This window comes from Methylocystis bryophila (genome assembly GCF_027925445.1).
In the GTDB taxonomy this organism is placed as follows: domain Bacteria; phylum Pseudomonadota; class Alphaproteobacteria; order Rhizobiales; family Beijerinckiaceae; genus Methylocystis; species Methylocystis bryophila.
In genome coordinates, this window is the sequence record NZ_AP027149.1 from 2341772 (window position 1) to 2366020 (window position 24249).

The window sequence follows — 24249 nt, forward strand, 5'->3', positions numbered from 1 at the left end:
CTTTAAAAGACGCCCAGGAGATGGAGGGCGATTGCGGATGCGAAGACCAACACGAGCAGCTTGAAGCTCAGATAGCTCAGCCAGTGCGCCGGAAAGGGCAGGGATTTCTTCCAATCGTCAGCCATGGGGAGACTCCTTTGGGTTGCGCGCCTCTTGTGTCGTGAGCGCGAGCCATAATGGTTTCGACGACGCCGTCGAGGTTTTCGTCTATCTCAGGGTTCCAGAAGCGCAGGGTTAGAAAACCAAGCTCAGCGAAATGCGCGTCGCGGCCCGCATCATGGGCGATGCCGCCGCAGCCGTCATGGCCGGGCTTGTCCCGGCCATCCACGCCGAGACGATGAGGCGTGCTGTGAGAATTCGCGCGAACGTCTTGCGACTTCACTAAGAACCTGTCCCGCGCGCGACCCTGGAGGCATGAAGCTTCCGTTTGATTGCCAATGATTCGGAAGCCGCCCGGCGTGGATGGCCGGGACAAGCCCGGCCATGACGGGTTCCGGAGATTAGCGATTTCCTTAGCCCTTGCGGGGAGGGTGGCGAGCGAAGCGAGCCGGGTGGGGGGTGTTCTCGCGAACCGGGTGGGGGACTGCAACGCGATCATCGCTTCACCTCCCAGGTCGTCGTGCCGTCCTTATTGTCCTTGAGCGCGACGCCCATGCTCGCCAGCTCGTCGCGGATGCGGTCGGACTCGGCCCAGTTTTTTGCGGCGCGCGCAGCGAGGCGGGCTGAGATCAGAGACCCGACGAGCGAGATGTCGACCGACAGATTCGCTTCTCGCTCGACCCAAGCGGCGTACGATCTTAAATCTATGCCGAGCAACTTCAGGGAGAATTCAAGTTCTCGTCCATCGTCAATCGCGTGGATGACCGTGAGGGCAAACGGCGTGTTTAGGTCGTCAGAGAGCGCTTCCAACACTGTTTCGACTCCGGCGAGCCCACCGCCGTAACCACTCCCGTCAGGCGCGCCGAATCCCACTCCGAAGCCATCGTTCGCCATGTCAGCGAGTCCCGCTTCCGCGGTCCATTTTCGCAGGCTAAGCTCCGCCTCCTCCAACGCCTTCACGGTAAAATCAATTGGCTGGCGGTAGTGCGTGCGCAGCATGGCGAGGCGCAGCACCTCGCCCGGCCATTTGCGGCCGCCAAACTTCTCCGTGTGCAGCAGCTCATGGATCGTGATGAAATTCCCCAGGCTCTTGGACATTTTCTCGCCCTCGACCTGCAGGAATCCGTTGTGCATCCAGACATTCGCCATCACGTCGGAATGAAACGCGCAGCGCGACTGCGCGATCTCGTTCTCGTGATGCGGGAAGACGAGATCGATGCCGCCGCCGTGGATGTCGAAACTCTCGCCGAGATGCTTCCAGCTCATCGCCGAGCATTCGAGATGCCAGCCCGGCCGCCCATAGCCCCAGGGGCTTTCCCAGCCCGGCTCGTTTTCTTTTGAGGGCTTCCACAAAACGAAGTCCATCTCGCCGCGCTTATAGGGCGCGACCTCGACCCGCGCGCCGGCGAGCATCTCGTCGAGCGAACGGCGTGACAAGCGGCCATAATCCGACATCGACGGCACGTCGAAGAGCACGTGTCCATCCGCCGCATAGGCGTGGCCCGAGGCGATGAGTTTTTCGACGATCGCGATCATCTCAGCGATATGCTCTGTCGCGCGCGGCTGCACGGTCGGCTCGAGGCAGCCCAGCGCCTTCACGTCTTCTTGGAAGATCTTGTTCGTCTCTTCCGTCAGCGCGCGGATCGAGATGCCGCGATCGGCGGCGCGGGCGTTGATCTTGTCGTCGACGTCGGTGATGTTGCGCACGTAGCGCACATGCTCCGGCCCGTAGAGATGTCGCAGCAGACGATAGAGCAGGTCGAAGACGATGAGCGGCCGCGCATTGCCGATATGGGCGTAGTCGTAGACCGTCGGCCCGCAGACATACATGCGCACGTTCTTTTCGTCCAAGGGGCGAAAGACCTCCTTGGAGCGTGTCAGCGTGTTATAGAGCTTCAATTGCGGCGACATGAGAATTTCCGGGCCTTTCGGCCGGGCGTCGCTCTGGATGTCAAGCAGTCGTGACGGCGCCGGCCAGCTTTTGGGCTAGCGAATAATGATCCGGCCGCAGCAGAGCGGGAGACGGAGGCGGAGCGTCATGCAAAGACCTTGCCCTCGGGGCGCGCTCCCGTCAAGCGAAACCCGAGCGCGGCGCCGCATTCTTCGTCCCGAGCTTAAGGATGTCGAAATTTCTCCCGCTCCGGGCTCTTCGGCGCTAGGTTTAGTCTCATGCGCGCGATGGTGTTGAAACAGCCGGGCGAGCGGCTCGTCCTGGAGGAGCGGCTGGAGCCCCGTCCGGGGCCGGGCGAGCTGCTGCTTCAGGTCGAAGCCTGCGGCGTCTGCCGCACGGATCTCCACGTCGTCGACGGCGATCTGCCTGACCCGCGCCTTCCCATCGTGCCCGGGCATGAGATCGTCGGCCACGTCGTCGCCCAAGGCCAAGGCGTCGCCGCGCCCCTCGGCGGGCGCTTTGGCGCGCCTTGGCTGGGCCATACCTGCGGCCATTGTCCCTATTGCATGAGCGGCCACGAGAACCTCTGCGACACGCCGCTCTTCACCGGCTACACGCGCGACGGGGGCTTCGCGACCCATGTCGTGGTCGATGCGGCCTATGCCTTTCCGCTGCCCGAGGACGCCGACCCGGTCGCTTTGGCCCCGCTGCTCTGCGCGGGACTCATCGGTTGGCGTTCGCTTAAGGCCGCTGGCGGCGCGCCGCGGATCGGGCTCTACGGCTTCGGCGCAGCGGCGCATATCGTCGCGCAGGTCTGCCGCTGGCAGGGGAGGCGCGTCTTTGCTTTCACCAAGCCCGGCGACGCGACGTCACAAAATTTCGCGCGCGCGCTCGGGGCGGAATGGGCGGGCGGCTCCGACGAGGCGCCGCCGGAAAAGCTCGACGCGGCGATCCTCTATGCGCCGGTCGGCGCGCTCGTGCCCTTGGCCTTGAAGGCTCTGCGCAAGGGAGGCCGCGTCGTCTGCGCCGGCATCCATATGAGCGACATTCCGAGCTTCCCTTATGATTTGATCTGGGGCGAGCGCAGTGTCGTCTCGGTCGCGAATCTCACGCGCGCCGACGGCGATGAGTTTCTCGACGTCGCCCGCCGCGCCAAAATCGAGACGGTGACGCGAAGCTATCCGCTGGAGCGCGCCAACGAAGCGCTCGACGATCTGCGCGCGGGGCGCTTCGACGGCGCCGCCGTTCTGACGATGTGAGAGCGTCTCGCCTTTCAGTCGAGGCCCGGCGGCAGAAAGTCGAAACGATACAGTGCGCCGAAGTGCAACGAATTTTGCCGCGGGCGCCAGCGCGCGCTCGCGCGATCGTCATGGCCGGAGTCGAGCTGAATTCCGCCGAACTCCGCGTGGCGGAACTCGATGCGCGCGGCCCAATGCGCGTCGAGCGCATAATCGACGCCGCCGCCCACCGTCCATCCGACATGCGCCGCGTCGAAACTCGTTCCAAAGGCCGATGCGAAGAAATTCTGGCCCACCGCGCCGCCCGAGCCAAAGAACAGGAAGCGATCCACGGGCAAGCCAATGCGGCCGCGGCCCCAGGCCTGCGCATCGACGCGCGGCGCGAGCGTCGCGCCGAACCGCTGTCTCGCGCTCAGATCGCCGTCGGCGGCGACTTCCGTCTCGACGCCGAAGACGATCTGGCCGAAGCGCCAGTTCACGCCGGAGAAGGGGCCGCCGAAGATGCGCGTTCCGTAAAGCGTGGCGCTGATCGGCGGGAAATCGCTCAGCGCGTCGGTTTCATCGCTTAACGTGTTGGTTTCTCTGACATGCCAGCGCGCAAGCCCGGCGCCGGCGCCGACGTAAAAGCCCGACCATTCGGAGAATGGGTGTGAGACTTCCACCTTCTCTTTGGGCTTTGGCGACGCCTTTTCCTCGCCTCCGGTCGCGGAGAGTCCGAGATACCAGGAGTATTTGTTGGTCTGCTCTGCGTTCTGGATGCCGCGCCCCGCCGAGGCATAGATCTTCAGATGCTCGGTGATCTTGTAGGTCGCGCCGACGTTGAACGCGCTCGAGTCGCGATCGTCCGGAGCGTCCGCTGACTCGTGATTGAGCTCGACGCCGACCGAGAGATCGTCCGTGATCTTGCGTTGCAGCACCGCGCCAGCGAACCAGTAATTCTTGTTGCCCGGACCGGGATTGATCCAGTAGCCGCCGCCGCCGTAAAGCGTCCAATCGCCAAACTCTCTTTGCGCCCAAACGGGAAAAAAGGCGTGGACGTACCCTGTGCCGAGGTTGCGCTTGGAATCGCCAGTAGGGGGCTCGATCGCCGGCACGATGCTGATCGTCAGCGGCGAGCCGTTCTCATCTTGCTTGAAAAGCTCCTGCTTCCAGCTGATGTCGACGTCCCCCGTTCCCCAGTCGTTCGGCGCGTCCTTCTGGGGCTGGTAGACCATCGGCGCAACGACCGCGATACTGGTTCCGGTGAAAGGCGAGAAGTTGAATTCGACGCCCGGCGTCGCGCCGGAAGAAACATGCAACGCGCGATTATTCGCGCCGAAGGTGATGAGCTCCCAATCCCCGGGCTTGCCGGGGTCAGGATCGTCTGTGCTGAAAGGCGGACCGGCCGACGCCGGCGGCGGGCGAAGCAGCAAAGCCAGAAAGGCCGCGGTTAAGCCCGCGAGACCGCCGCTTCGTCGCCTGCGTCGCACCTCGATCTCCGCATTGTCGGTCTTGGCGAGGGTGTTGACTATCAACGGATTGTGGCGGCTTTGGCGCCCTGGACCGCGGGCCTTCAGCCCGCGGTCCAGCCTGCGTCAGCTTTGAGTCTTCAAGTCCGGCGGGGTGGCCTCCTCGACCAAAGCCGCGAGCGCCGCCTCAAGCGTCTCGACCTTTTGCTCTTGCGAGCCGAGCCGTCGGATCGAGATCTTGCGCTCGGCCGCCTCCTTCTTGCCGGCGATGAGCAGCACGGGGATCTTGGTCAGCGAATGCTCGCGCACCTTATAGGAGATCTTCTCGTTTCGAAGATCGACCTCGACGTTGAGCCCGCGCTTTCTCGCTTCCGCCGCGATTTCGAGCGCATAATCGTCGGCGTCCTGCACGATCGTGCAGACCATGATCTGCACGGGCGAGAGCCACAGCGGCAGATGGCCGGCGTAATGCTCGATCAATATGCCGGTGAAGCGTTCGAGCGAGCCGAACATGGCGCGATGCACCATGACGGGAGTCTTCTTCTCGGAATCCGCGCCGATGTAGAAGGCTCCGAAGCGTCCGGGCAGGTTGAAGTCGACCTGCGTCGTGCCGCATTGCCATTCCCGGCCGATCGCGTCGCGCAGCGTATATTCGAGCTTTGGACCATAGAAGGCCCCTTCGCCCGGCTGCACCGAGGTCTTCATCCCGCGCTTCGCCAGCTCGTCCAGCACCTTCGAGAGCGCGGCCTCCGCCTTGTCCCAGGCCTCGTCCGAGCCGACGCGCTTCTCCGGCCGCGTCGAGAGCTTCACGACGATGTCGTCGAAGCCGAAGTCGCCATAGATCGACAGGATCAGATCGTTGATCTCCAGCGCCTGCGCCATGATCTGCTCCTCGGAGCAGAAAATATGCGCGTCGTCTTGTGTGAAGGCGCGCACGCGCATGACGCCGTGCAGCGCGCCCGAGGGCTCATAGCGATGCACGACGCCGAACTCGGCGATCTTCACGGGGAGGTCGCGATAGGACTTCAGACCGTTCTTGAAGAGCGCGACATGGCCCGGGCAGTTCATGGGCTTTAGCGCGAAGATGCGCTCGTCCTCGGTTTTGGTGAGGAACATGTTCTCGCGATAGGTCTGCCAATGGCCAGACGTCTCCCACAGCGCGCGGTCCAGCACCTGCGGCGTGTTGACCTCCTGATAGCCCACGGCCTTCTGTCGGCGGCGCATGTAGGAGACGAGCGTTTGGAACAGCGTCCAGCCCTTGGCGTGCCAGAAGACCGCGCCCGGCCCCTCCTCCTGGAAGTGGAAGAGACCCATCTCGCGCCCGAGGCGCCGATGGTCGCGTCGCTCGGCTTCCTCGAGACGATGCAGATAGGCGTCAAGCTCTTCCTGCTTGGTCCAGGCCGTGCCGTAAATGCGTGAGAGCATCGGGCGGTTGCTGTCCCCGCGCCAATAGGCTCCGGCGACCTTCATCAGCTTGAAGGCCGTCCCGATCTTGCCCGTCGAGGTCAGATGCGGGCCGCGGCAGAGGTCGAGCCAATCGCCCTGCTTGTAGATCGAGAGGTCCTCGCTGCCGGGGATGGATTCAATGAGCTCGCCCTTGAAGGCCTCGCCCTTCTTTTCAAAAAAGTCGAGCGCTTCGTTGCGCGACCAGACCTCGCGCACGATCGGGCGATCGCGCGCGATGATCTCGCGCATCTTCTTCTCGATGCCAGGCAGGTCCTCGGGCGTGAAAGGCTCGTTGCGATAGAAGTCGTAGTAGAAGCCGTTCTCGATGACGGGGCCGATCGTCACCTGCGTGCCGGGATAAAGCTCCTGCACCGCTTCGGCGAGCACATGCGCGCAATCATGGCGAATGAGCTCCAGCGCACGCGGATCGTCGCGGGAGACGAATTCTATCTTCGCGTCTCGCTTCAGCGGCGTCGAGAGGTCGCTGAGCGTCCCGTCGACGGTCATGGCGACCGTGCGCTTGGCGAGCGAGGGCGAGATGGATTTGGCGATGTCGAGCCCGGAGACGCCCGGCTCGAACGGACGGGAGGCCCCGTCCGGGAAGGTGACGTGGATCATGGTCTCTCCTTTGCGCTCAGTCGCCGCTGCGAGCCGGCGTGAGGCGCGAAAATCGCCCGCAGAAAGCGGGCGAGATGGATTTAGCGGCAGGGCAGGGGGCGTGGCAATGGCCGAGAGGGAGAGCAAGCGCCGTCCGGACTGGAAATCAAGCGCTGCCGCGCAACGTAACAGCAGCGGATCTGTGTAGCGAGCAGCCAAGTTACAGGCGCTCGCCCTCCTTATGGAGGCGGCCATGCAGCGTCGACGACTGATTTTGTCGCTTTTTTACTTGCTCGCGCCGCAGGGCGCGCAGGCGGCTGGCGTGACTTCCATCACGCCGAACCCATCGCCCGGAATAGCCTGCAAGTTGAACACGATAAAAATCGCAGGCGCCGGGACCTGCAGCGGTGTGCAGTTCAATCTCGGTGACGGAACGAACATTGTGAATTTGCCGGGAACATTCCCGCTGCTCGTCTATCACACCTATAGATCCGCCGGATCCTATCCGCTGACCGCCCAAGGCGAGGGACAATGCGCTGGCGCGGTCCACGCAAGCCTTCAGGTCATCGGACCGACGATCACCTCGGTGTTTCCCTTCTCCGTCATCAAGCCGGGCGGCTCGATCATTCTGCAGGGCGAGAACTTTGGCAGCTTGCCGGGCCAGATCGTCATCAGATTCCAAGGCCAGTTGATCGGAACCAATCTCGAAAACATTCAGTGGGGAGACGCCTTCGCCGCGGGAACGATTCCCCAAGGCATAAGCGGTCAGCCCGACCAGAGGGCTTCGATCTATGTCGTCGCGAGCTGCGGCGCGGTAAGCAATTCGATCACCGCGCAATTCACGGCGAGTCGCGATCTCGTCGCACTTCCCTTCGACGACATTGGCTGCTCGTCGACGGCTACGCTTGGCAACAGCGACGCCTGCCAGAAGAACGGGAGCTACGGCACGCCCTTGGAGTGCGCGCTCTCCCCCACCTTTGGCCTGGAGCCTGGGCCTACGGGATTTCAAGGTTATCACGCCTCCGGCTGGGGCTTTTCGGGGGAGGCGGGCAATGATCAGTTTTCGGGGCCGAGCCTAAAGAACGGCTGGGGGTTCGCTTCGGCGTCGTCGTTCTCGGGGGACTATATCGGGACCTTCTATCAGCCTACCTATTGGTTTCAGAGCTCTGTCGGCGATGCGAATCCGAAAGTCTCCGTAAACTGGCAGGCCGACAACTGCGGCCTGATCTTCTATTATGCGGATATCTACATATCCGGCCCCACGGGTGTGCCTTATCAATGAGCGCATCGCGCCGAATGCATTGAGAGGGGACAGGTCATGACGCGCTATCTTGCTTTCATCTTGCTCTCGCTTCTCGTCCTCGTGGGAAGCGGCGCGCGATCGGCGCGGGCCGTCGAGACGGGGTCTTCGGCGCCCCTATCCGCGGAGAAGATGAGCAAGGAGCAATTTATCGCGCTTCCGCCAACGGCCGTCATAGATTTCAAGGGCGCGCAAATGACGAAGGCCGAGTTTCAGGCCCGCAGGGCGCAGGCGTTCGGGCTGGCCGCCAAAGAGGCGCAAAATCGGAAAGCCGAGGCGCGCGCGCGGTTCGAGGCGGCGCGCGCGAGCTTCCGGAAGGACGAGGCGGACAGGTTGAAAGCTGCGAATCAGAAGGCGCAGGCCGAGATCGATCGGCTGGTCGCCGCTGACAATGCGAGCCACGGCGCAAACTGGTCGGAACGCAAGAGACAGGCGGCCGAGTTGTTGAGCGAAGCCGCGACGGCGCCGCCCGAGCGACGCTCGCAATTGGAGAAAAGCGCTGGGGAACTGCTGGCGCCCGCCAATTCCCCTTGATTGAAATCGGCTGTGGAGAGTCGCGCGGCGGATCAACTCTCCTTACGCGAAGAGCGACGCGACGCCGGCTTGGCCGCATGCGGCCCGACGGCGGGAGAGAGGCCAGCCGTCTGCTTTTGCAAGCCGGGACGTCGGCGCGTGGAGCCGTCGACGGTGGGCGTCGGCAAAGCGTCGGCGATCGTGTTCGCAGAGAGCCAGAAATTCAATTCGGCCGACTTCACTGTGTCGTCAGCCGAGAAATAGGCGTCCTGCCAGGCGTCGTTCTCGGCGAGGAAATGCCAAGCCTTGTCATCGTCCTTTTGCAGCCAGTAACGCCAGGCGTAATGATCGTAGACATCGAGGCAGTGGGCCGCGTAGGCCTCGGCTGCGGCGCGGTGGCCCTTGATGATGTTGAGATTTTCGTCGTTGTTGTATGACGCCTTGTAGCCGTCGTTGTGGCTGCCCGTCGCCACCACGCAATTATCCGAAAACGGGTCGATCACGACGATCTTATCGTGGATCACGGCGTGTCCGGCTTGATTGAGCTCGTTCGTCCATTGGCCGAAGGCGTCGCCTTTGGTGACTCCCCGCGTGTGAATCACGCGAAAATCCTCGGGCAGGGGCGGCTCGCCTTTGGCCGGCTTCTTCACGGGAGTCTGACCGCCGTTGACGGCGGTGTAGAATTCGCCGGAGGCGCTAGCGTCGGTCACCGCGCCGCGCACGAACAGCGAGGGGCGCGCCCGAAGCGCTTCGGCGATAGCGTCGACGATGCTCGGATGGCCAGGCTCGAAGACGAGGAACAGGATCGCCTGCTGCGCCTGACTGATGAGCGTGAAGAGCGCGTCGAGATCCGGCGGGCGCGGCTCATCCGCCGTGGGTTTGCTGACGCGCGCTTTCGGCGTGTTGGGCGAGAACCAGACGTCGATCGCGCCGCTCCCATCTTCTAGATCGACGCTGACGGGGCCTTTGGCGTTGGCGCTTCGCAAGGGCTCGGCTTGGGGCCCCGTCACGCTCGGGCCGGGAGGAAGCGTGTCGGCCTTCAGCCGGTCCCAATAGCCCTTATAGGCGGCGGCGACCTTGGGCGAGCGCGCGATGATCGTATTGTTGGTTTGGGCGCAGAGCCCATGCGCGGTGACGTTGGTCGAACCGAACAAGGCGGCCTGCGGGCCCTCTTTCGTGACGAGAACCTGGAACTTGTTGTGGCCGATGTGATTGCTGGCCGTGAAGCGGTCCGTGACGCGCGCGTCCGCGGATTTCATCTCATCGCGTTGCGCCGAATAAGTGTCCTTGGTCTTCTCGCCGTCGACCTCGCCCGGCATGTTGGAAAGAATGAGCTCGAGCGCGCCCGCGAGAGGCTTGAGCGTCTTGATCACCTCGGGATCGTCGAGCTCATAGAAGGCGCAATAAAGGCTCGCGCCCGTGTCGGCCGCCTCCTTGGGCAGCGCGGTCAGCGCCTCGATCATCTTGCCGGCGAGGTCCTCGCGGAGCGCGTCTCCGATCTCGTAGATGTGGTTCTCGAGCTTGTCGGCCGGCGCGCCGCCGCCAGGCGTCGCGTCGAGCGCGCGCGCTGTCGATTGCGTGGCGAGGATGCCGCGATTGAAATAGACCGACAGCGCCCCGTAGTGCGGCGTGAGATGCACCTGGTTGGAGATCAGCGGGCCGTAGGGCATTGGCTGCAAGGCTCCCGGCGTTCCGCCAAGCGGGACGATCTTGTATTTGTATGCGGCGCCGCGCTTGGCGGTGACGTCCTTCCAGAAGAACTTCTGGATCGGATCGTCGGCGGTGGTGCGCCCTGCGTCCGCCGATTGTCCCTTGAAGGTCGCCATCGCCGGCAGGGCGGTCTCGGTTCCGGCGAGCACGTCGATCCGGTAGATCGCGAAGCCCAGACACCCCTCGAGCTTGCCGCCGAAGGTCCAGGCGACGACCGCGATGTCGTTATTGGCGAAGGCGATGGCTTTCATGAGCTGAAATCCTTTCTTGCAATGCGGGATCGCCGGCGGGCGACGCCCCGCTTGAGATTACGCCCGCCGGAATGATTGTCCAGCGCGTTCCCCGCCCGAACCGAAGCCGTCGAGCGATAGGAATCGCGCTAAATCAGAAGGTTGGAGCGAATTCTGATCGCAAAAGTCTGTTCCTCGCGCCGAAGCGAGCCTTCGCGCGGGGCCGGCCGGATGAGCCCGGGCGCGAAATCCTCTTGCAATTTTCGAGTGTTTCATTAAACCACTAAAACTGTAGACTTGGTGTGGCTATCCGCCGAGATGGAATGAGAGGACGATCATGGGTTGGGTCCAGTCGAAGACGTCGAAGCTGGCGCGTGCGCTCGCGCTCTTTCTCTCAGTCGCGATCCCCAGCGTGGCCGTCGCGGATCAGACGCTCCTCAACGTCTCCTATGATCCGACGCGCGAGCTCTACAAGGCGATCAATCCCGCCTTCGCCGCCGAGTGGAAGGCCAAAACCGGAGAGAGTGTCGTGGTGCAGGCCTCGCATGGCGGTTCCGGCGCCCAGGCGCGCGGCGTGATCGACGGGCTGAAAGCCGATGTCGTGACGCTGGCGCTCGCCGCCGATATCGACGCGATCTCCGCCAAGACCGGCAAGATCCCGGCCGACTGGCAAAAGCTGCTGCCCAATAATTCGACGCCTTACGCCTCGACGATCGTCTTCGTCGTGCGCAAGGGTAACCCGAAGGGGATCAAAGACTTCGAGGATCTCGCCAAGCCCGGCGTCGGCGTCGTGACTCCCAATCCCAAGACCTCGGGCGGCGCGCGCTGGAATTATCTCGCGCTTTGGGGCTATGGCCTCAAGAAATTCAACGGCGACGAGGCGAAGACGAAGGATTTCGTGCAGGCGGTCTACAAAAACGCTCCCGTTCTCGACACCGGCGCGCGCGGCGCGACGATCAGCTTCGCGCAGCGCGGCCTCGGCGACGTGTTGATCGGCTGGGAGAACGAGGCCTATCTCGTGCTGCAGGAATTCGGCGCCGATCAGTTCGAGATCGTCTCGCCGCCGCGGTCGATTCTCGCGGAGCCGCCGGTCGCGGTCGTCGAGGCGAACGCCAAGGCGCATGGGGCGGAAAAGGCGGCGCACGCCTATCTCGACTTCCTCTATACGAAGCCGGCGCAGGCGATCATCGCCAAGAATTTCTATCGTCCGGCTCATCCTGAGTTTGCGGCGAAGGAGGATCTGGCGCGCCTGCCCAAGATCGAGTTCTTCACGGTGGACAAGACCTTCGGCGGCTGGGCCAAAGCGCAGAAGACGCATTTCGCGGACGGCGGCGTCTTCGACGACATCCAAAAGCAGATCGCCCCGCAGCGCTGATGCGCTACTCTGATATATCGCTTTGGCCTAACGCGGCCTTTTCCCGCCCCGTCTCGCCCGTAAGGCAGACGGGGCGCATCCTCGAAATCGGAGCCCGCTTCCCGTGAGCGTCGCCGCCATGAGGCCAAGAACCTGGCGTTTCAAACAGCCGAGCGTATTGCCGGGATTTGCGCCCGCTTTCGGTTTCACGCTGCTTTATCTCGGGCTGATCGTGCTGCTGCCGCTCTCGGCCCTGGTGTGGCGCGCCTCGGGGCTAGGCTTCGGCGGCCTCTACAGCATAGCCACGGAGCCTCGCGTCGCGGCGGGTCTATGGACAAGCTTCTCGATCTCGCTCTCCGCAGCAGCGATCGATGTCGTCTTTGGGTTTCTCGCGGCCTGGGTGCTGACGCGCTACAGATTTCCCGGACGCAGCCTGCTCGACGCCGCGATTGATCTTCCCTTCGCGCTGCCTACCGCTGTCGCCGGCATTTCGCTGGCCGCGCTCTATGGGCCGAAGGGTTTTTTCGGCGCGCCGCTGCTGCAGCTCTTCGGCCTGAAGATCGCGTTCACGCGGCTCGGCATCCTCGTCGCGCTGATCTTCGTCGGCCTGCCTTTCATCGTGCGGACGGTTCAACCGGTGATCGTCGATTTCGAGCCGGAGCTCGAGGAAGCCGCGGCGACGCTCGGGGCCTCGCGCACGCGGGTTTTCTGGACCGTGATCCTGCCGCCGCTCCTGCCGGCGCTGTTGACGGGTTTCGCGCTCGCCTTCGCCCGCGCTGTCGGCGAATATGGATCCGTGATCTTCATCGCCGGAAACATCGCTTATGTGTCCGAAATCGCGCCGCTGCTCATCGTCGTGAAGCTCGAGCAATATGACTATGCGGGCGCGACGGCGATCGCGACGATCATGCTGGCTTTCTCCTTCCTGGCGCTGCTCCTGATCAATCTGATCCAGGCGTGGGGCCGCAAGAGGCTGGGGCATGTCTGAGACAGCGCAGGCCATTCCGACGCAGAGCGACGCGGCGCCCGGCGGCCGCGAGCCGCCCCGCCGCAAGGCCGTGCGCGGCGAGACCACCTTCTTCGCCTTGAGCGACGTGCGCACCGAACGCCCGGCGACGCGTCGCGCGCTGACCGCGGCGGCGATCGTGTTTCTTTCGCTCTTCCTGCTCTCGCCTTTCGTCATCGTCTTCATCGAAGCCTTCTCCAAAGGCTTGGGCGTCTTCATCGAGAGCCTGACGGAGCCCGACGCGCTCGCGGCGATCTGGCTCACGCTGCTCGTCGCCGCGATCGCCGTGCCGGCGAACCTCGTCTTCGGCCTCGCCGCCGCGTGGTCCATCGCGAAGTTCTCCTTTCCCGGCAAGGCGCTGTTGATCACGCTGATCGACCTGCCGTTCTCGGTCTCGCCAGTCGTCGCAGGCCTTGTCTATGTGCTGCTGTTCGGGGCGCAGGGCCTGTTCGGCCCCTGGCTCACGGCGCATAATTTGGAGATCGTCTTCGCCGTGCCGGGCATCGTGCTGGCGACGATTTTCGTCACCTTTCCTTTTGTCGCGCGCGAGCTGATCCCGCTCATGCAGGACCAGGGAACGGTCGAGGAGGAAGCGGCGTTGACGCTCGGCGCCTCAGGGCTGCGCACCTTCTTCACGGTGACCTTGCCCAATGTGAAATGGGCGCTGCTCTATGGCGTCCTGCTTTGCAACGCGCGCGCCATGGGCGAGTTCGGCGCCGTCTCGGTCGTCTCGGGACACATTCGCGGCTTCACCAACACCATGCCTCTCCAGGTGGAGATTCTCTACAATGAGTACCATTCCGTCGCGGCTTTCGCGCTGGCCGCTCTCCTGGCGAGCCTCGCTCTCGTCACTCTCGGCCTTAAGACCCTTCTCGAATGGCGTCACGGCGACGCGCTCAAGCGCCGCCACGGCCACTGAGTCTCATCAAGCCGTTCGAATCCGCATCGAGGGGGTCGAGCTCGACTTCGGCTCCTATCCGGCGCTACGTGACGTCTCGCTCGACATTGCAGGCGGCGAGCTCGTTGCGTTGCTGGGGCCCTCGGGCTCGGGGAAGACGACGCTGCTGCGCGTCATCGCCGGCCTCAACTCGCCCCACCGCGGCGCCGTGTTCTTCGACGCGCTCAACGCGACGAGCCTTTCCGTGCAGGAGCGGCGCGTCGGCTTCGTGTTCCAGAACTACGCGCTCTTCAAGCACATGAGCGTCGCCGACAATGTCGCCTTCGGCCTCAAGGCGCGACCGCGCGCCTCGCGCCCGCCGAAGCGGGAGATCGCCGCCCGCGTCGCCGAGCTCTTGGAGCTCGTGCAGCTCGAGGGGCTTGGTCAGCGCTATCCGGCGCAGCTTTCCGGCGGACAGCGGCAGCGCGTGGCGCTCGCGCGGGCGCTGGCGATCGAGCCGCGCGTTCTCTTGCTCGACGAGCCCTTCGGCGCGCTCGATGCGCGCGTGCGCAAGGATTTGCGGCGCTGGCTCCGCGAGATCCACAAGCGCACGGGCTTGACCACGGTCTTCGTCACCCACGACCAGGACGAGGCGATGGAGCTTGCCGATCGTGTCGTCGTGCTCAATCAGGGCCGCATCGAGCAGGCGGGTTCGCCCGCGGCGCTTTACGATCGTCCGGCGTCGGCCTTTGTGCTCTCCTTTGTGGGGGAGGCGGTGGCGCTGCCGGTGACGGTCAAGCAAGGCCATGTGTCGCTCGGCGGACGCGAGCTGCATGTCGACGCGCATAATCTGCGCGATGGGCAGGCGCGAGTCTTCTTCCGTCCGGCCGATATCGCGATCGCCGGCGCGGGGCCAAGCGCGCTCGAAGGGCGCGTCGAGGCGCTGCGGCGCACGCCTTCGGGCGTGCGCGCGACGATCTCGATCGACGGCTCGGATCAGCGCCTCGAGATCGACCAGGCGCTGGAGAACGCCGCCGAGGTGGGCGCGATCGTGCCGCTCTCCCTCTCCAACGCGCGCGTTTTCGCTCACGGCCAGGCCGAATATGAAGACGCGGGCGAGGGGATATGACACTGCGCGTCGTGACGCGGTCAAAAATCAGTCATTTCGGTAGGTTAGAAAGCACTCCAGAACGAAGCGCGCTTACGCGATGCGGAGTTCGAAACGCCGGGCCGGATGTACGCCCGGCGTTTTTTATTGCGCGGCGGTCGAGCGGAGGCGGGTCGGCGAGTATCCTATAATCCCTAACGTCTTCGGCCCATTCCCACCGGTCGGGGCGGCATTGGCTCCGGCACGATATATCCGGCGAAATCATTGATGGCCGTTTTCGGCGCCCAGACACATTCGAGATCGCCCGGTGGCCGCACGCAGGCGAAGCCCTCGCGCTCCTCATCGATGACGACGGTTCCCCTGTGGCGATACATCTTGCAGGCGCCGGCCTGGATTCTCTCCTGCCCGAACGCTCTCCAGGCCTCGGCTTTCCCGCCTTTGATAAGCTCCATCGCTTTCTGGATGTCCGCCAGCTCGCGGCAAACGAGCTGATCGAACTTCATTGCGGAATTCACGGCCAGCGCCGGCGAGGCCGCGAAGAAAGCAACCGCGAGAACGAAGGAACAGGAGCGAGATCGCACGCGAAACTCCCACGAGGCGGCCCTCTCCGTGCAAACCGCTGTTAATATTGCGTTTTTTCAGCAAAACGGCGGCGCGCGCTTGTCCAGAAGTCCGTTGGCGCGCGTCGATCACGCGCGACTCCGCTGGAAGCCGCTGGCCTCACCCCAAATTCGAGAGCCCTGGAAACGTCTGCAGAAGCCAGAAGGAGACATTCTGCATGCCGCCGGTGAGAAAAGCGATTCCGGTCAGGACGAGCAGTCCTCCGACGACGCGCTCAACCTTGAGGAAATGGCGTTTGAAGCGCGTAACGAACCCCAGAAAGGGCTCGAGCGCCAAGGCGGCGAGCAGGAAGGGGACGCCGAGGCCCATCGAATAGACCGCAAGGAGCAGCGCTCCGAGGCTGACCGTCTCCTGCGCGCCCGCGATCGCCAGAATCGCGGCCAGGATCGGGCCGATGCAGGGGGTCCAGCCGAAGGCGAAGGCGAGGCCCATCACATAGGCGCCGAAGAGACCGAAGGGCTTCTCCACCTGCGCGCGTTTTTCGCGATAGAGCAGGCCGATCTTGAACACGCCGAGAAAGTGCAGGCCCATCGCAATGATGATCGCGCCCGCGACATAGGAGAGGATCTGCAGATTTTCGCGCAGCGCCTGCCCAAAGAAGCTCGCCGTGGCGCCGAGCGCCGTGAAGATGGTGCCAAAGCCCAGGATAAAGAACAGGGCCGATAAGAATACGTCGCGGCGCGCGCCGGCGCGGCCTTCCGCCGAGAGATCCTCCACCGTCACGCCGGCGAGGAACGTGAGATAGGGGGGCACGAGCGGCAGGACGCAGGGCGAAAGGAAGGATAGCAGGCCCGCCGCCGCAGCGGCCGGCAAAGTCACGTCCGTCGCCATGTTTCTCCTCGCGCTCGGTGCATAAAAATCTTTTGCCACAGGCGCGAAGCGCGGGCAAACGGAGAGCTAGGACCGCGCACCGTTCGCCTGTTGGCGGGGGGCAGGCCGCCGCCGGCTTCCTCCGTGGAAAAAGCGACGGCGCCGAGCAGGGATCAGAGGAAGGGGAAAAGGCCGCCCAAGGGGAACGGGGCGCCCCAACCCCAGCCCCAGCCCGCATAGGGATAGTACGCGGGGTAGACCAGAACGGGGGCGTAAGCATGCCAGTGGTGATGGTGGTGGCGGCACCAACCGTAGCGATGATAGACTGACTCAACCGGCGACTCGGTGGAGACGGCGGTCTTCGTCGTCGGCGCGATGACGCCGGCGAGGCTCGGAGCGACGGTCAGCGCGCCCAGCGCCGTCGCGCAGGACAGCGCGATCACAGTTTTCTTTGAAAACAAGCTCATTTTTCACCCTCCAGCTCTTTCGCGGCGACATCGGCCTCCATCGCAGCGACCGCATCCTGCAATTTACGTATTTGCCGCTAGGCTTCAGGCAAGGGGCCGGGGCCGAAAAACTTGAACGTGACCACCTCTCCAAAAATCGACGCGGCCTCGAGCCTGCGCCAAAAGAAATGCGTTCCGCCCCAGCACGTCGCCGTGGCGAAACGCCTTGTTTGATGCGCGTCTGCTCCCTGAAGCGGGAGGGAGCGCCAGCGCTGGCCGATCACAGAATGCCGAACAAGCCGCCGAATAGGCCGCCGCCGCCCCAGCCAGCGCCCCAGCCGCCGCCCCAACCGGGGCCCCAGCCCGCCGTCATCCCATAGGGGTAGGCGTAGGTGTAGGTGGGATAGCTCCAAGCCGCATGGCAGCCGCGATAGTAGTGATAGTGATGGCGACGCCAGGGGCACCCGCCATAATAGACGGAGTCGATCGGCGACGCGGCGGTGACGGCTGCGCTATTGGTCGGCGAGATGACGCCTGCAAGGCTCGGGGCGACGCTCAACCCGGCGGCGCAAGCGAGCGCGATCGCAGTGCTTTTCAACAAGACGTGCATTTTCATCCTCCAGCGATGTCGCGGCGACGTTGACCTCTCGCCGCGTGCCACATCGTTGTTCTAGCTAGCTCGCGTCGGGGCTCAATCAAGTAAAAATTATGTAAATTCCTGAATTATGGAAGCTTATACGTAGCTAATCATGTATATTGCATAGCAACAACAAGCAAAGCTTTAGTGTGTAATCCTGTTCAAATTCATGCAGTTCCATTTGTGCTTTGCAAAGCTTCAAGGTCGGCGAGCGCATGCGCTTCCGTGACAAGACGCGCAGTCTGCCGCTCGCCCCCGCTCCGCGGGACAGAGAGGGGGCGCTGGCGCTATCGATCAGAGGAAGGGGAACAGGCCGCCCCAGCCCCAGCCGCCACCCCAGCCCCAGTCCCAAGCCGGGTACGTTACGACATATACAGGGGTATAATCGCAGTAATGGCGGCGGTGGCACCATCCGTAACGCGGATAATCCGCGGCGACGACGCATCGGTGGCTCGGGCGCCATGCCCAGTGGCAGTGATAATGGCAGATCCGGCGCCAGCCTACGAAATCAAGCGGCGATTCGGCCGCGACCGTCTCCTTGTCTGCCGGCGTGATAACGCCAGCGACGCTCGGCGTGGCGGCGAACCCGCCCAACACGGTCGCGCAAGTTAAGGCGATCGCGGTTTTCCTTGAAAACACACTCATTTCACCCTCCAGCAATTTTGCGGCGACGATGGCTTTTCGTCGTCGCGCGCCGCATCCGTAAATTAAGTGTATCGCGGAAAATCTGGGTCAAGCACGGCCGAGCTTATTTATTCCAGAATAGCTTAAGCTATTCGTTGTTTTTCATTGTCTGGAAGAGGCGTTTGAGCATCATCAAGAACTGTGTTCCGGCGCAGACGGGATCGTGGAAGAAGGGTTTATCAATTACATGTTGATATTTGCGTTCACTGCGCTGGCGCTATAGGTGAAATTCATAGCCGCCTGGTCGATTCCGTGGCTGATATTCCTGAAATCGCGCTCTAAATCTTTGAAGTCGTTCACGTCAGCCTCTTTTGAGCGATTCTGCTCAAACGCAGCATGATCTAGTGCCGCGTCGAGGCCGCGTCGGCTTCGGCGGGGCCGCTGGCGAGCGGGCTCGCCTGATGATGCGCAAGCCGCCATACCGAATCGACTCGCCGGAACCAATTGGTTGCAACGAGCAGCCCCTCTCCAACCTTCTCAAAGCAGACGATCCGCCCGTCGTCTGCGTCTCGAATGAGCGTCTCGGCATGCGCCTCGATCGCTTCCTGGAGGGGATTACGGAAAATCTCGCGGTAGGAGGCGAGAACCGCCTCGCGTCCAAAAATCGGCGGCCAGCCTGGATGGATGCAGGACACCCCCTGTTGCGCCCAGAGGCGCGCCATCGCGTCGGCGTCGCGATGAGCGAACGCCCGATAATAGGCGGTGTTGGCGGCTCGAAGGGCGTCATCTTCGGTCATGGCGTCAGCTTTGCGGATTTTTATCTGGAAGGCAAACGATTAAAGGACTCGCGGCGCCGACATTGCGTCATTATCTCGATCAGACCAAACGGCGAAAAGAGGCGAGCCCGACGATGTTCATCCAGACCGAGACCACGCCCAATCCTTCGACCCTGAAGTTTTTGCCCGGCTGCGTCGTGCTTCCGGCGGGAGCGCGAGAGTTTCGAACGAGGGAGAGCGCCGCCTGCGCGCCGCTCGTCGAGGCGCTTTTCGAGCTCGCGGGAGTCGAGGCCGTGATGCTCGGTTCGGATTTCGTCTCGGTGACGAAGGGCGACGTGGACTGGGCGCATTTAAAGCCCGCCGCGCTTGGGCTCATCATGATGCATTTTTCGAGCGGAGAGCCTCTTTTTCGAGAAGGCGACGAGAGCGCCGAGGGGACGAGCGAATTTTTCGATCCCGCCGACGCGCCCGTGGTCGAGACGATCAAGAATCTCATTGAGACCCGCGTGCGCCCCGCCGTCGCGCGCGACGGCGGCGACATCACCTTTCGCGGGCTGCGCGACGGCGTCGTCTATCTGTCGATGAAAGGCGCCTGCTCGGGCTGTCCCTCCTCCGCCGCGACGCTGAAAAGCGGCGTCGAGAACCTCCTGCGCCATTACGTGCCGCAGGTGCGGGCCGTCGAACAGGCGTGAACCTGCTGCGGCTTGGCGGGTCCTCTGAGGGGCAGGGATATACGACGGCGGCATGGGCTGAGGAGAGCCTGTTCCGCATGCGGGACCTGTCTTCCGGCCGTCTCGCTGACTTCCACTGCTGCGGCGAGCGGCTCGATCGTGCTGTAAACGTTGCGACTGTCCAACATGTTCGCGCGCCTCATCCGTACAAACCCGAATGACAAAGATCAGCTTTTGTCATAATGAAGGTCCCGCCAGTTAGGTCGGGGAGCCCAAGCGCCGAAGGGCGCGCGGGGAGACCGGGCTTAAGGTCCGAGTCGGGGAGGACGCCGGCTGGAAGCTCCTTCGCTGTGTCGGCAAACGATGCAGCGATGAGGCCCTAGAAGCGCCAAAAAAATGCGCTCGGGCCCTAAGAGTTCCGGTCGGTCAAGGACGAGGCGCCAGAGAGCGGGGATGGGCGTTTCGCCTTCCTCGCTCTTTGTGTTTCAGTTTCGCTCAATGCAGTCGTCCCGCTTCTTACACCGCCATGTCGAGCCCGATGTCGAGCGCGCGCGCCGAATGGGTGAGGGCGCCGACCGAAATCAGATCGACGCCTGTCTCGGCGATGGGTGCGATTGTCTCGAGCGTCACCCCGCCCGAGGCTTCGACGACGGCGCGCTTGTCGATCATCTCCACGGCCTGGCGCATCGTCGCGATCGGCATGTTGTCGAGCAGGATGGCGTCGACGCCGATCTCCAGCGCCTGCTCGAGCTGCTCGAGAGACTCCACCTCGATCTCGATCTTCGTCAGGTGGCCGGCGTAGGCTTTCGCCGCCCTCAGGGCGGGGCCGACGCCGCCGGCGACAGCGATGTGATTGTCCTTGATGAGGATCGCGTCATCGAGGCCGAATCGGTGATTGGCTCCCCCGCCGCAGCGCACCGCGTATTTCTCGAGCGCGCGCAGAAGCGGCGTGGTCTTGCGCGTGTCGCAGACCTTGGCCTTGGTGTGGGCGATGCGGCCGGCGTATCGGGCCGTGAGGCTCGCGACGCCGCAGAGGCGTCCGAGGAAGTTGAGGGCCACGCGCTCGGCCGCGAGCACGCCCCGTGCAGGGCCCTCGATGAAGGCGATTGCGCCGCCAGGCGCGACGCCGCCGCCATCTGCAAGCGCCGACTCGAAGCCGATCTCCGGATCGATCTGCCGGAACGCCTCGCGCGCCAAAGCAAGGCCCGCGACGACGCCCGGCTCGCGCGCGGCGATGACCGCGCGGGCGCGAGCCTCGGCTGGCACGACTGCCTGGCTCGTCAGATCGCCGGCGCGGCCGAGATCCTCGGCGAGCGCTGCGCGCGTCAGATCCTCGATGAGACCGGGAGGAAAAAAGGGCTTCAACGTCATGTATCCTCTTGAAAAATGGCTGCGCGACGCAGGATCGAATCAAGATCGAAGAGCGAGCGCTTCGCCTGCGCGGGCTCGGACTTTGGAAAATCCGCGCGAAAATGAGCGCCACGGCTCTCGCGTCGACTATAGGCCGCGCAGGCGATGCAAAGCGAGGTGGTCAGCATTGCAGCCGTCCCTTCATCGGCGGCCTCTTTCTTCAGCCGGAGGATCGTGCGGATGGCGCGTGCGAGTCCCGACTCGTCGCGAATGACGCCGACGTCCCTCGACATCGTCGTCCGCAATTCCTCTATCAGCTCGGCTTGCGGCTTGGCGGCGTCGCGCGGGGGACAGCGAACGTCGACGGCCTCGGGCGCAGGCGGGCTGGAAAGCGCGATGTCCTCGGCGATGCGAGCGCCGAAAACAACCGCCTCGAGCAGCGAGTTGGAGGCGAGGCGATTGGCGCCGTGGACGCCGGTCGAAGCGACCTCGCCCGCGGCCCAAAGGCCGGGCAGGGTGGTGCGGCCGCGCGCGTCCGTCCATACGCCGCCCATGTGATAATGGGCGGCCGGCGCGATCGGGATCGGCGCCGCTCTTGGGTCGAGGCCGGCGGCCATGCAGCGTGAGAACACATTGGGGAAGCGCTCGGGGAAGGCCGAGCCGACGGCTTCGCGCGTATCGAGAAACGCGCCGTCGCCGCGCGCGATCGAAGCGAATATTCCGCGCGCCACGATGTCGCGCGGCGCAAGCTCGCCCAAGGGATCGATGTCGAGCAGAAAGCGGCGGCCGTCGCGATCGACGATGATCGCGCCTTCTCCGCGCAGCGCTTCGGTCGCGAGCGGCGCTGGATCCTCGCCGACGTCGATGGCGGTCGGATGGAACTGCACGAATTCTACGTCGGCGATGCGTGCGCCAGCCTCCGCCGCCATCGCTACGCCTTCGCCGCAGCTCTCCGGCGGATTGGTCGTAACGCGATAGAGGCGGCCGATCCCGCCCGTCGCGAGCACCAGCGCCGCGGCAGGCAGGAATGAGGCTTCGCCTTTTTCGTCGCGGGTCATGACGCCGATCGCGCGGCCGCCCTGCGTGACGATGCGTCGGGCGACGCGCCCTTCGACGATGCGGATCGACTCCGTGCGCGCCGCGGCCGCAGCGAGGGTTTCCATGATGGCTCGCCCCGCGCCGTCGCCCTGAACGCGCACGACGCGCCGATGCGTGTGCGCGGCCTCGCGCGAGGGCGCGAGCAGGCCCATCTCGCCGCGATCGAAAGGAACGCCGAAGGCGAGCAGGTCTTCGACGCGCGCCCGCGCCTCACGCGCCATGCCGAGCGCCATGTTCTCGTCGACCAGTCCCGCCCCGGCGCGGATCGTGTCCTCGGCATGGACTTCGGGGGTGTCGGTTTCCTCCACCGCGGCGGCGATGCCGCCCTGCGCCCAGAAGGAGCTGGAGGCGGGACCGACGCCGTGGGGCGCGAGCACCGTGACGGGCGTCGGCGCGAGCTTCAGGGCGCAGAAAAGCCCGGCGAGGCCGCCGCCGATGACGATGATTGAGGACTCGTCACGCTTCATCGCGTTCAATCAACCGCGACCTCGGCGAGACGCGCAAGCGCCGCGGCTTCCCGCTCGACCGCCTTGGCGACGAGCGCTTTCGCCCGCGGCGCGAGAGACAGCGTGAGGGCGGCCGCATGGCCTCGCGGAGACATTTTGCACAGGGTCTTGCCGAGGATGTCGACGAGTTTGTCATCGTCGTAGCTTTGATACTTCGCCAGGAAGTCGTCGAAGTAATGCTCGAGGAACACGAGCGCCGCAATGTTCTCCAGCGCCTGGGATTCGGGGTCCTTCTTGAGCCGCTCCTTGCGGATCAACGCGCCGACCCGCTCGGCGTCCTCTTCGCTCCAGCCCGCGGCGCGCATGATCGCGCCGGCGCGTTCCGCGTGATGCGCCCGGCAGGTCTTGCGCCAATCATTGTAGCCGTGTCGCCCGTCTGGGAAATCGGCGCGAGGAATCTCCCAGCGGCGGAGATGTTGGGCGCGCGCGGCGATCTGCAAAAGCTCGGAAGCCTCGGGATAGACGCGCGAGAGCGCCTCGCTCATGCGCCGGGCGTAGAGCTCTTCGAAGCCGATCTCGCCGTTATTCGTCTCGAGTCTGCGCGGATCCTCGGCGTTCGCTGCGTCAATCGCGGCGAACGTCGCTGCGAGGCGGCTGGTCGAAACGGACATGCGACTCTCCCATCAAGGAGCGGGCGAGAGCGTTCGAAGCGCGGGCCTCGCTCAACCGACGTCGATCATGCGCTGCACACTCGCGCGGGCGCGGTCGGCCAGCGCCGGATCGATCGTCACTTCCTCTCGCATGTAAATGAGACTGTCGAGAATTTTCGGCAGCGTGATGCGCTTCATATGCGGGCAGAAGTTGCAGGGGCGGATGAATTCGACCCCCGTCGTCTCCGCCGCGACATTGTCCGCCATCGAGCATTCCGTCACCAGCAAAGCCCGCGTCGGCTTCCTGTTACGGACGTAATCGATCATCGCGGCAGTCGAGCCGGCGAAATCCGAGACCTCGATCACCTCGCGCGGGCATTCCGGATGCGCCAATATCTTCACGCCCGGATGGTCGGCGCGATAGCTCTCGATCTCTTCCGCGGTGAAGCGCTCGTGCACTTCGCAGGCGCCATGCCAAGCGATGATCTTCACGCTTGTCTGCGCCGCCACATTCTGCGCGAGATAGCGGTCCGGGACCATGATAACCTTGTCGACCCCGAGGCTCTCGACGATTTTGACCGCGTTGGACGAGGTGCAGCAGATGTCGACCTCGGCCTTCACCTCGGCCGAGGTGTTCACATAGGCGACGATCGGAACGCCAGGATACTGCTTGCGCAGCGCGCGCACGTCGGCGCCGTCGATCGAGGCCGCGAGCGAGCAGCCGGCCTCGGAATCCGGGATGAGCACCGTCTTCGCCGGATTGAGGATTTTCGAGGTCTCCGCCATGAAATGCACGCCGCCCTGCACAATCACCGCGGCGTCGGAAGCCGCCGCGAGCTTGGCGAGTTGGAGACTGTCGCCGACATAGTCCGCGACGCAGTGATAGATCTCGGGCGTCTGATAATTATGGGCGAGGATGACGGCGCCGCGCGCTTTCTTGAGCTCGTTGATCGCCTTGACGTAGGGCGCGTGGAACGGCCACTCGATGGGCGGCATGACCTTCGCGACGCGCGCATAGAGATGTGCGGTCGCGGCCTCGACCTCGGGCGTCCAATCGAGATTGGGGCGGGGAAGAATGGGGAAAAGCGGCGCCCCCAAGGCGGCGGGCGGCGCGGGGGTGAGCCCGGCCCTGGTCGTTGTGAGGTTGTAACCCATGACGCGTCCTCGACAATTCTCGCCGCCAGAGGAAGTTGAGCGCGCCGTTTAGGCTCACTTTGAGCATAAGTCGGGCGTGCTCAATACACGGAACTCGCCCTGTTACGGCTTAAGGGTGAGACGCGCGCCTCGCACGGAAGAGCGAAGG

General features: G+C 64.1%; 24 protein-coding genes. 8 read left to right on the plus strand and 16 right to left on the minus strand.

Annotated elements, in window-relative coordinates; translation table 11 throughout:
* Positions 1 to 2: 2 nt before the first annotated feature.
* Genes QMG80_RS10965 through cysS form a run of 3 tightly spaced genes read right to left on the minus strand, consistent with a single transcriptional unit; the run spans position 3 to position 2010 of the window.
* Positions 3 to 125: a hypothetical protein gene (locus QMG80_RS10965; RefSeq protein ID WP_280949996.1), complete on the minus strand. Its 123-nt coding sequence runs from the start codon at positions 123 to 125 to the stop codon at positions 3 to 5.
* On the minus strand, positions 77 to 598 hold the full coding sequence (locus tag QMG80_RS10970) for a DUF559 domain-containing protein (RefSeq protein ID WP_085772862.1): 522 nt from the start codon (positions 596 to 598) through the stop codon (positions 77 to 79). Before QMG80_RS10970 ends, QMG80_RS10965 begins: the two co-directional genes overlap by 49 nt.
* The gene (gene cysS, locus QMG80_RS10975; protein WP_085772863.1) at positions 595 to 2010 is read right to left on the minus strand and encodes a cysteine--tRNA ligase; all 1416 of its coding nucleotides are present in this window, start codon (positions 2008 to 2010) and stop codon (positions 595 to 597) included. The genes QMG80_RS10970 and cysS overlap by 4 nt, the downstream gene beginning before the upstream one ends.
* Positions 2011 to 2268: 258 nt before the next feature.
* On the opposite strand from cysS, the gene QMG80_RS10980 reads away from it, so the two are divergent.
* Positions 2269 to 3249 (plus strand): zinc-dependent alcohol dehydrogenase family protein, encoded by a 981-nt coding sequence (locus tag QMG80_RS10980; protein WP_085772864.1) that lies wholly within the window; start codon positions 2269 to 2271, stop codon positions 3247 to 3249.
* A 14-nt stretch (positions 3250 to 3263) separates the two neighbouring features.
* Here the strand turns inward: QMG80_RS10980 and QMG80_RS10985 are convergent, their stop codons facing one another.
* Positions 3264 to 4742 carry an outer membrane protein gene (locus QMG80_RS10985; protein WP_085772865.1) on the minus strand — a complete coding sequence of 493 codons (1479 nt, stop codon included), beginning with the start codon at positions 4740 to 4742 and terminating at the stop codon, positions 3264 to 3266.
* A gap of 60 nt (positions 4743 to 4802) precedes the next feature.
* Positions 4803 to 6740 (minus strand): threonine--tRNA ligase, encoded by a 1938-nt coding sequence (gene thrS, locus QMG80_RS10990; protein WP_085772866.1) that lies wholly within the window; start codon positions 6738 to 6740, stop codon positions 4803 to 4805.
* 232 nt (positions 6741 to 6972) lie between these two features.
* On the opposite strand from thrS, the gene QMG80_RS10995 reads away from it, so the two are divergent.
* Positions 6973 to 8001 (plus strand): hypothetical protein, encoded by a 1029-nt coding sequence (locus tag QMG80_RS10995; RefSeq protein WP_158658851.1) that lies wholly within the window; start codon positions 6973 to 6975, stop codon positions 7999 to 8001.
* A gap of 36 nt (positions 8002 to 8037) precedes the next feature.
* On the plus strand, positions 8038 to 8553 hold the full coding sequence (locus QMG80_RS11000) for a hypothetical protein (protein WP_085772868.1): 516 nt from the start codon (positions 8038 to 8040) through the stop codon (positions 8551 to 8553).
* A gap of 32 nt (positions 8554 to 8585) precedes the next feature.
* Here QMG80_RS11000 and QMG80_RS11005 read toward each other — a convergent pair whose 3' ends face one another.
* Complete coding sequence (locus QMG80_RS11005) at positions 8586 to 10493, minus strand: phospholipase D-like domain-containing protein (RefSeq protein WP_102938129.1); 1908 nt, start codon at positions 10491 to 10493, stop codon at positions 8586 to 8588.
* Between the two features lie 316 nt (positions 10494 to 10809).
* On the opposite strand from QMG80_RS11005, the gene QMG80_RS11010 reads away from it, so the two are divergent.
* The 4 genes from QMG80_RS11010 to QMG80_RS11025 all read left to right on the plus strand — a co-directional run bounded on the left by QMG80_RS11010 (position 10810) and on the right by QMG80_RS11025 (position 14838).
* Entirely contained in the window at positions 10810 to 11847 is a 1038-nt protein-coding gene (locus QMG80_RS11010; protein ID WP_085772869.1) for a sulfate ABC transporter substrate-binding protein, read from the plus strand.
* Between the two features lie 118 nt (positions 11848 to 11965).
* Positions 11966 to 12814, plus strand: a complete 849-nt coding sequence (cysT, locus tag QMG80_RS11015; protein WP_085773822.1) for a sulfate ABC transporter permease subunit CysT — start codon at positions 11966 to 11968, stop codon at positions 12812 to 12814.
* On the plus strand, positions 12807 to 13751 hold the full coding sequence (gene cysW / locus QMG80_RS11020; protein ID WP_085772870.1) for a sulfate ABC transporter permease subunit CysW: 945 nt from the start codon (positions 12807 to 12809) through the stop codon (positions 13749 to 13751). Before cysT ends, cysW begins: the two co-directional genes overlap by 8 nt.
* A 25-nt stretch (positions 13752 to 13776) precedes the next feature.
* Positions 13777 to 14838 carry a sulfate/molybdate ABC transporter ATP-binding protein gene (locus QMG80_RS11025; protein ID WP_245300279.1) on the plus strand — a complete coding sequence of 354 codons (1062 nt, stop codon included), beginning with the start codon at positions 13777 to 13779 and terminating at the stop codon, positions 14836 to 14838.
* 173 nt (positions 14839 to 15011) lie between these two features.
* Here QMG80_RS11025 and QMG80_RS11030 read toward each other — a convergent pair whose 3' ends face one another.
* The 6 genes from QMG80_RS11030 to QMG80_RS11055 form a co-directional block, all read right to left on the minus strand.
* The gene (locus tag QMG80_RS11030; RefSeq protein WP_085772871.1) at positions 15012 to 15398 is read right to left on the minus strand and encodes a hypothetical protein; all 387 of its coding nucleotides are present in this window, start codon (positions 15396 to 15398) and stop codon (positions 15012 to 15014) included.
* A gap of 139 nt (positions 15399 to 15537) precedes the next feature.
* The gene (locus tag QMG80_RS11035) at positions 15538 to 16269 is read right to left on the minus strand and encodes a cytochrome c biogenesis CcdA family protein (RefSeq protein ID WP_085772872.1); all 732 of its coding nucleotides are present in this window, start codon (positions 16267 to 16269) and stop codon (positions 15538 to 15540) included.
* 152 nt (positions 16270 to 16421) lie between these two features.
* The gene (locus QMG80_RS11040) at positions 16422 to 16715 is read right to left on the minus strand and encodes a hypothetical protein (RefSeq protein WP_085772873.1); all 294 of its coding nucleotides are present in this window, start codon (positions 16713 to 16715) and stop codon (positions 16422 to 16424) included.
* A gap of 259 nt (positions 16716 to 16974) precedes the next feature.
* The gene (locus tag QMG80_RS11045; RefSeq protein ID WP_158658852.1) at positions 16975 to 17304 is read right to left on the minus strand and encodes a hypothetical protein; all 330 of its coding nucleotides are present in this window, start codon (positions 17302 to 17304) and stop codon (positions 16975 to 16977) included.
* A 321-nt stretch (positions 17305 to 17625) separates the two neighbouring features.
* A complete protein-coding gene (locus tag QMG80_RS11050) occupies positions 17626 to 17976 on the minus strand; it encodes a hypothetical protein (protein ID WP_158658853.1) in 351 nt (116 codons plus the stop codon).
* A 380-nt stretch (positions 17977 to 18356) separates the two neighbouring features.
* A complete protein-coding gene (locus QMG80_RS11055; protein ID WP_085772876.1) occupies positions 18357 to 18752 on the minus strand; it encodes a nuclear transport factor 2 family protein in 396 nt (131 codons plus the stop codon).
* A 113-nt stretch (positions 18753 to 18865) separates the two neighbouring features.
* Between QMG80_RS11055 and QMG80_RS11060 the strand changes: the two genes are divergently transcribed.
* Positions 18866 to 19423 carry a NifU family protein gene (locus QMG80_RS11060; RefSeq protein WP_085773824.1) on the plus strand — a complete coding sequence of 186 codons (558 nt, stop codon included), beginning with the start codon at positions 18866 to 18868 and terminating at the stop codon, positions 19421 to 19423.
* 495 nt (positions 19424 to 19918) lie between these two features.
* Here the strand turns inward: QMG80_RS11060 and nadC are convergent, their stop codons facing one another.
* From nadC to nadA, 4 genes are read right to left on the minus strand one after another with little or no spacing between them, the layout of a single operon-like run.
* Complete coding sequence (gene nadC, locus QMG80_RS11065; RefSeq protein WP_085772877.1) at positions 19919 to 20773, minus strand: carboxylating nicotinate-nucleotide diphosphorylase; 855 nt, start codon at positions 20771 to 20773, stop codon at positions 19919 to 19921.
* Entirely contained in the window at positions 20770 to 22317 is a 1548-nt protein-coding gene (locus QMG80_RS11070) for an L-aspartate oxidase (protein ID WP_085772878.1), read from the minus strand. The genes nadC and QMG80_RS11070 overlap by 4 nt, the downstream gene beginning before the upstream one ends.
* Before the next feature lie 5 nt (positions 22318 to 22322).
* Positions 22323 to 22967 (minus strand): DUF4202 domain-containing protein, encoded by a 645-nt coding sequence (locus QMG80_RS11075; RefSeq protein WP_085772879.1) that lies wholly within the window; start codon positions 22965 to 22967, stop codon positions 22323 to 22325.
* Positions 22968 to 23018: 51 nt separating this feature from the next.
* Positions 23019 to 24101, minus strand: coding sequence for a quinolinate synthase NadA (gene nadA / locus QMG80_RS11080; protein ID WP_085772880.1), 1083 nt, complete (start codon positions 24099 to 24101; stop codon positions 23019 to 23021).
* Between the last annotated feature and the right edge of the window lie 148 nt (positions 24102 to 24249).

What these genes read in the sequence shown, in the direction of transcription:
- cysS (WP_085772863.1), bottom strand. Translation starts at nt 2,010, where the DNA reads ATGTCGCCGCAATTGAAGCTCTATAACACGCTGACACGCTCCAAGGAG.
- QMG80_RS11075 (WP_085772879.1), bottom strand. Translation starts at nt 22,967, where the DNA reads ATGTCCGTTTCGACCAGCCGCCTCGCAGCGACGTTCGCCGCGATTGAC.
- cysT (WP_085773822.1), top strand. Translation starts at nt 11,966, where the DNA reads ATGAGGCCAAGAACCTGGCGTTTCAAACAGCCGAGCGTATTGCCGGGA.
- QMG80_RS11035 (WP_085772872.1), bottom strand. Translation starts at nt 16,269, where the DNA reads ATGGCGACGGACGTGACTTTGCCGGCCGCTGCGGCGGCGGGCCTGCTA.
- QMG80_RS10980 (WP_085772864.1), top strand. Translation starts at nt 2,269, where the DNA reads ATGCGCGCGATGGTGTTGAAACAGCCGGGCGAGCGGCTCGTCCTGGAG.
- QMG80_RS11055 (WP_085772876.1), bottom strand. Translation starts at nt 18,752, where the DNA reads ATGACCGAAGATGACGCCCTTCGAGCCGCCAACACCGCCTATTATCGG.
- QMG80_RS11040 (WP_085772873.1), bottom strand. Translation starts at nt 16,715, where the DNA reads ATGAGCTTGTTTTCAAAGAAAACTGTGATCGCGCTGTCCTGCGCGACG.
- QMG80_RS11000 (WP_085772868.1), top strand. Translation starts at nt 8,038, where the DNA reads ATGACGCGCTATCTTGCTTTCATCTTGCTCTCGCTTCTCGTCCTCGTG.
- QMG80_RS11045 (WP_158658852.1), bottom strand. Translation starts at nt 17,304, where the DNA reads ATGCACGTCTTGTTGAAAAGCACTGCGATCGCGCTCGCTTGCGCCGCC.
- QMG80_RS10970 (WP_085772862.1), bottom strand. Translation starts at nt 598, where the DNA reads ATGATCGCGTTGCAGTCCCCCACCCGGTTCGCGAGAACACCCCCCACC.
- QMG80_RS10995 (WP_158658851.1), top strand. Translation starts at nt 6,973, where the DNA reads ATGCAGCGTCGACGACTGATTTTGTCGCTTTTTTACTTGCTCGCGCCG.
- QMG80_RS11060 (WP_085773824.1), top strand. Translation starts at nt 18,866, where the DNA reads ATGTTCATCCAGACCGAGACCACGCCCAATCCTTCGACCCTGAAGTTT.
- nadA (WP_085772880.1), bottom strand. Translation starts at nt 24,101, where the DNA reads ATGGGTTACAACCTCACAACGACCAGGGCCGGGCTCACCCCCGCGCCG.
- QMG80_RS11010 (WP_085772869.1), top strand. Translation starts at nt 10,810, where the DNA reads ATGGGTTGGGTCCAGTCGAAGACGTCGAAGCTGGCGCGTGCGCTCGCG.
- QMG80_RS10965 (WP_280949996.1), bottom strand. Translation starts at nt 125, where the DNA reads ATGGCTGACGATTGGAAGAAATCCCTGCCCTTTCCGGCGCACTGGCTG.
- QMG80_RS11050 (WP_158658853.1), bottom strand. Translation starts at nt 17,976, where the DNA reads ATGAGTGTGTTTTCAAGGAAAACCGCGATCGCCTTAACTTGCGCGACC.
- QMG80_RS11005 (WP_102938129.1), bottom strand. Translation starts at nt 10,493, where the DNA reads ATGAAAGCCATCGCCTTCGCCAATAACGACATCGCGGTCGTCGCCTGG.
- thrS (WP_085772866.1), bottom strand. Translation starts at nt 6,740, where the DNA reads ATGATCCACGTCACCTTCCCGGACGGGGCCTCCCGTCCGTTCGAGCCG.
- QMG80_RS11070 (WP_085772878.1), bottom strand. Translation starts at nt 22,317, where the DNA reads ATGAAGCGTGACGAGTCCTCAATCATCGTCATCGGCGGCGGCCTCGCC.
- nadC (WP_085772877.1), bottom strand. Translation starts at nt 20,773, where the DNA reads ATGACGTTGAAGCCCTTTTTTCCTCCCGGTCTCATCGAGGATCTGACG.
- cysW (WP_085772870.1), top strand. Translation starts at nt 12,807, where the DNA reads ATGTCTGAGACAGCGCAGGCCATTCCGACGCAGAGCGACGCGGCGCCC.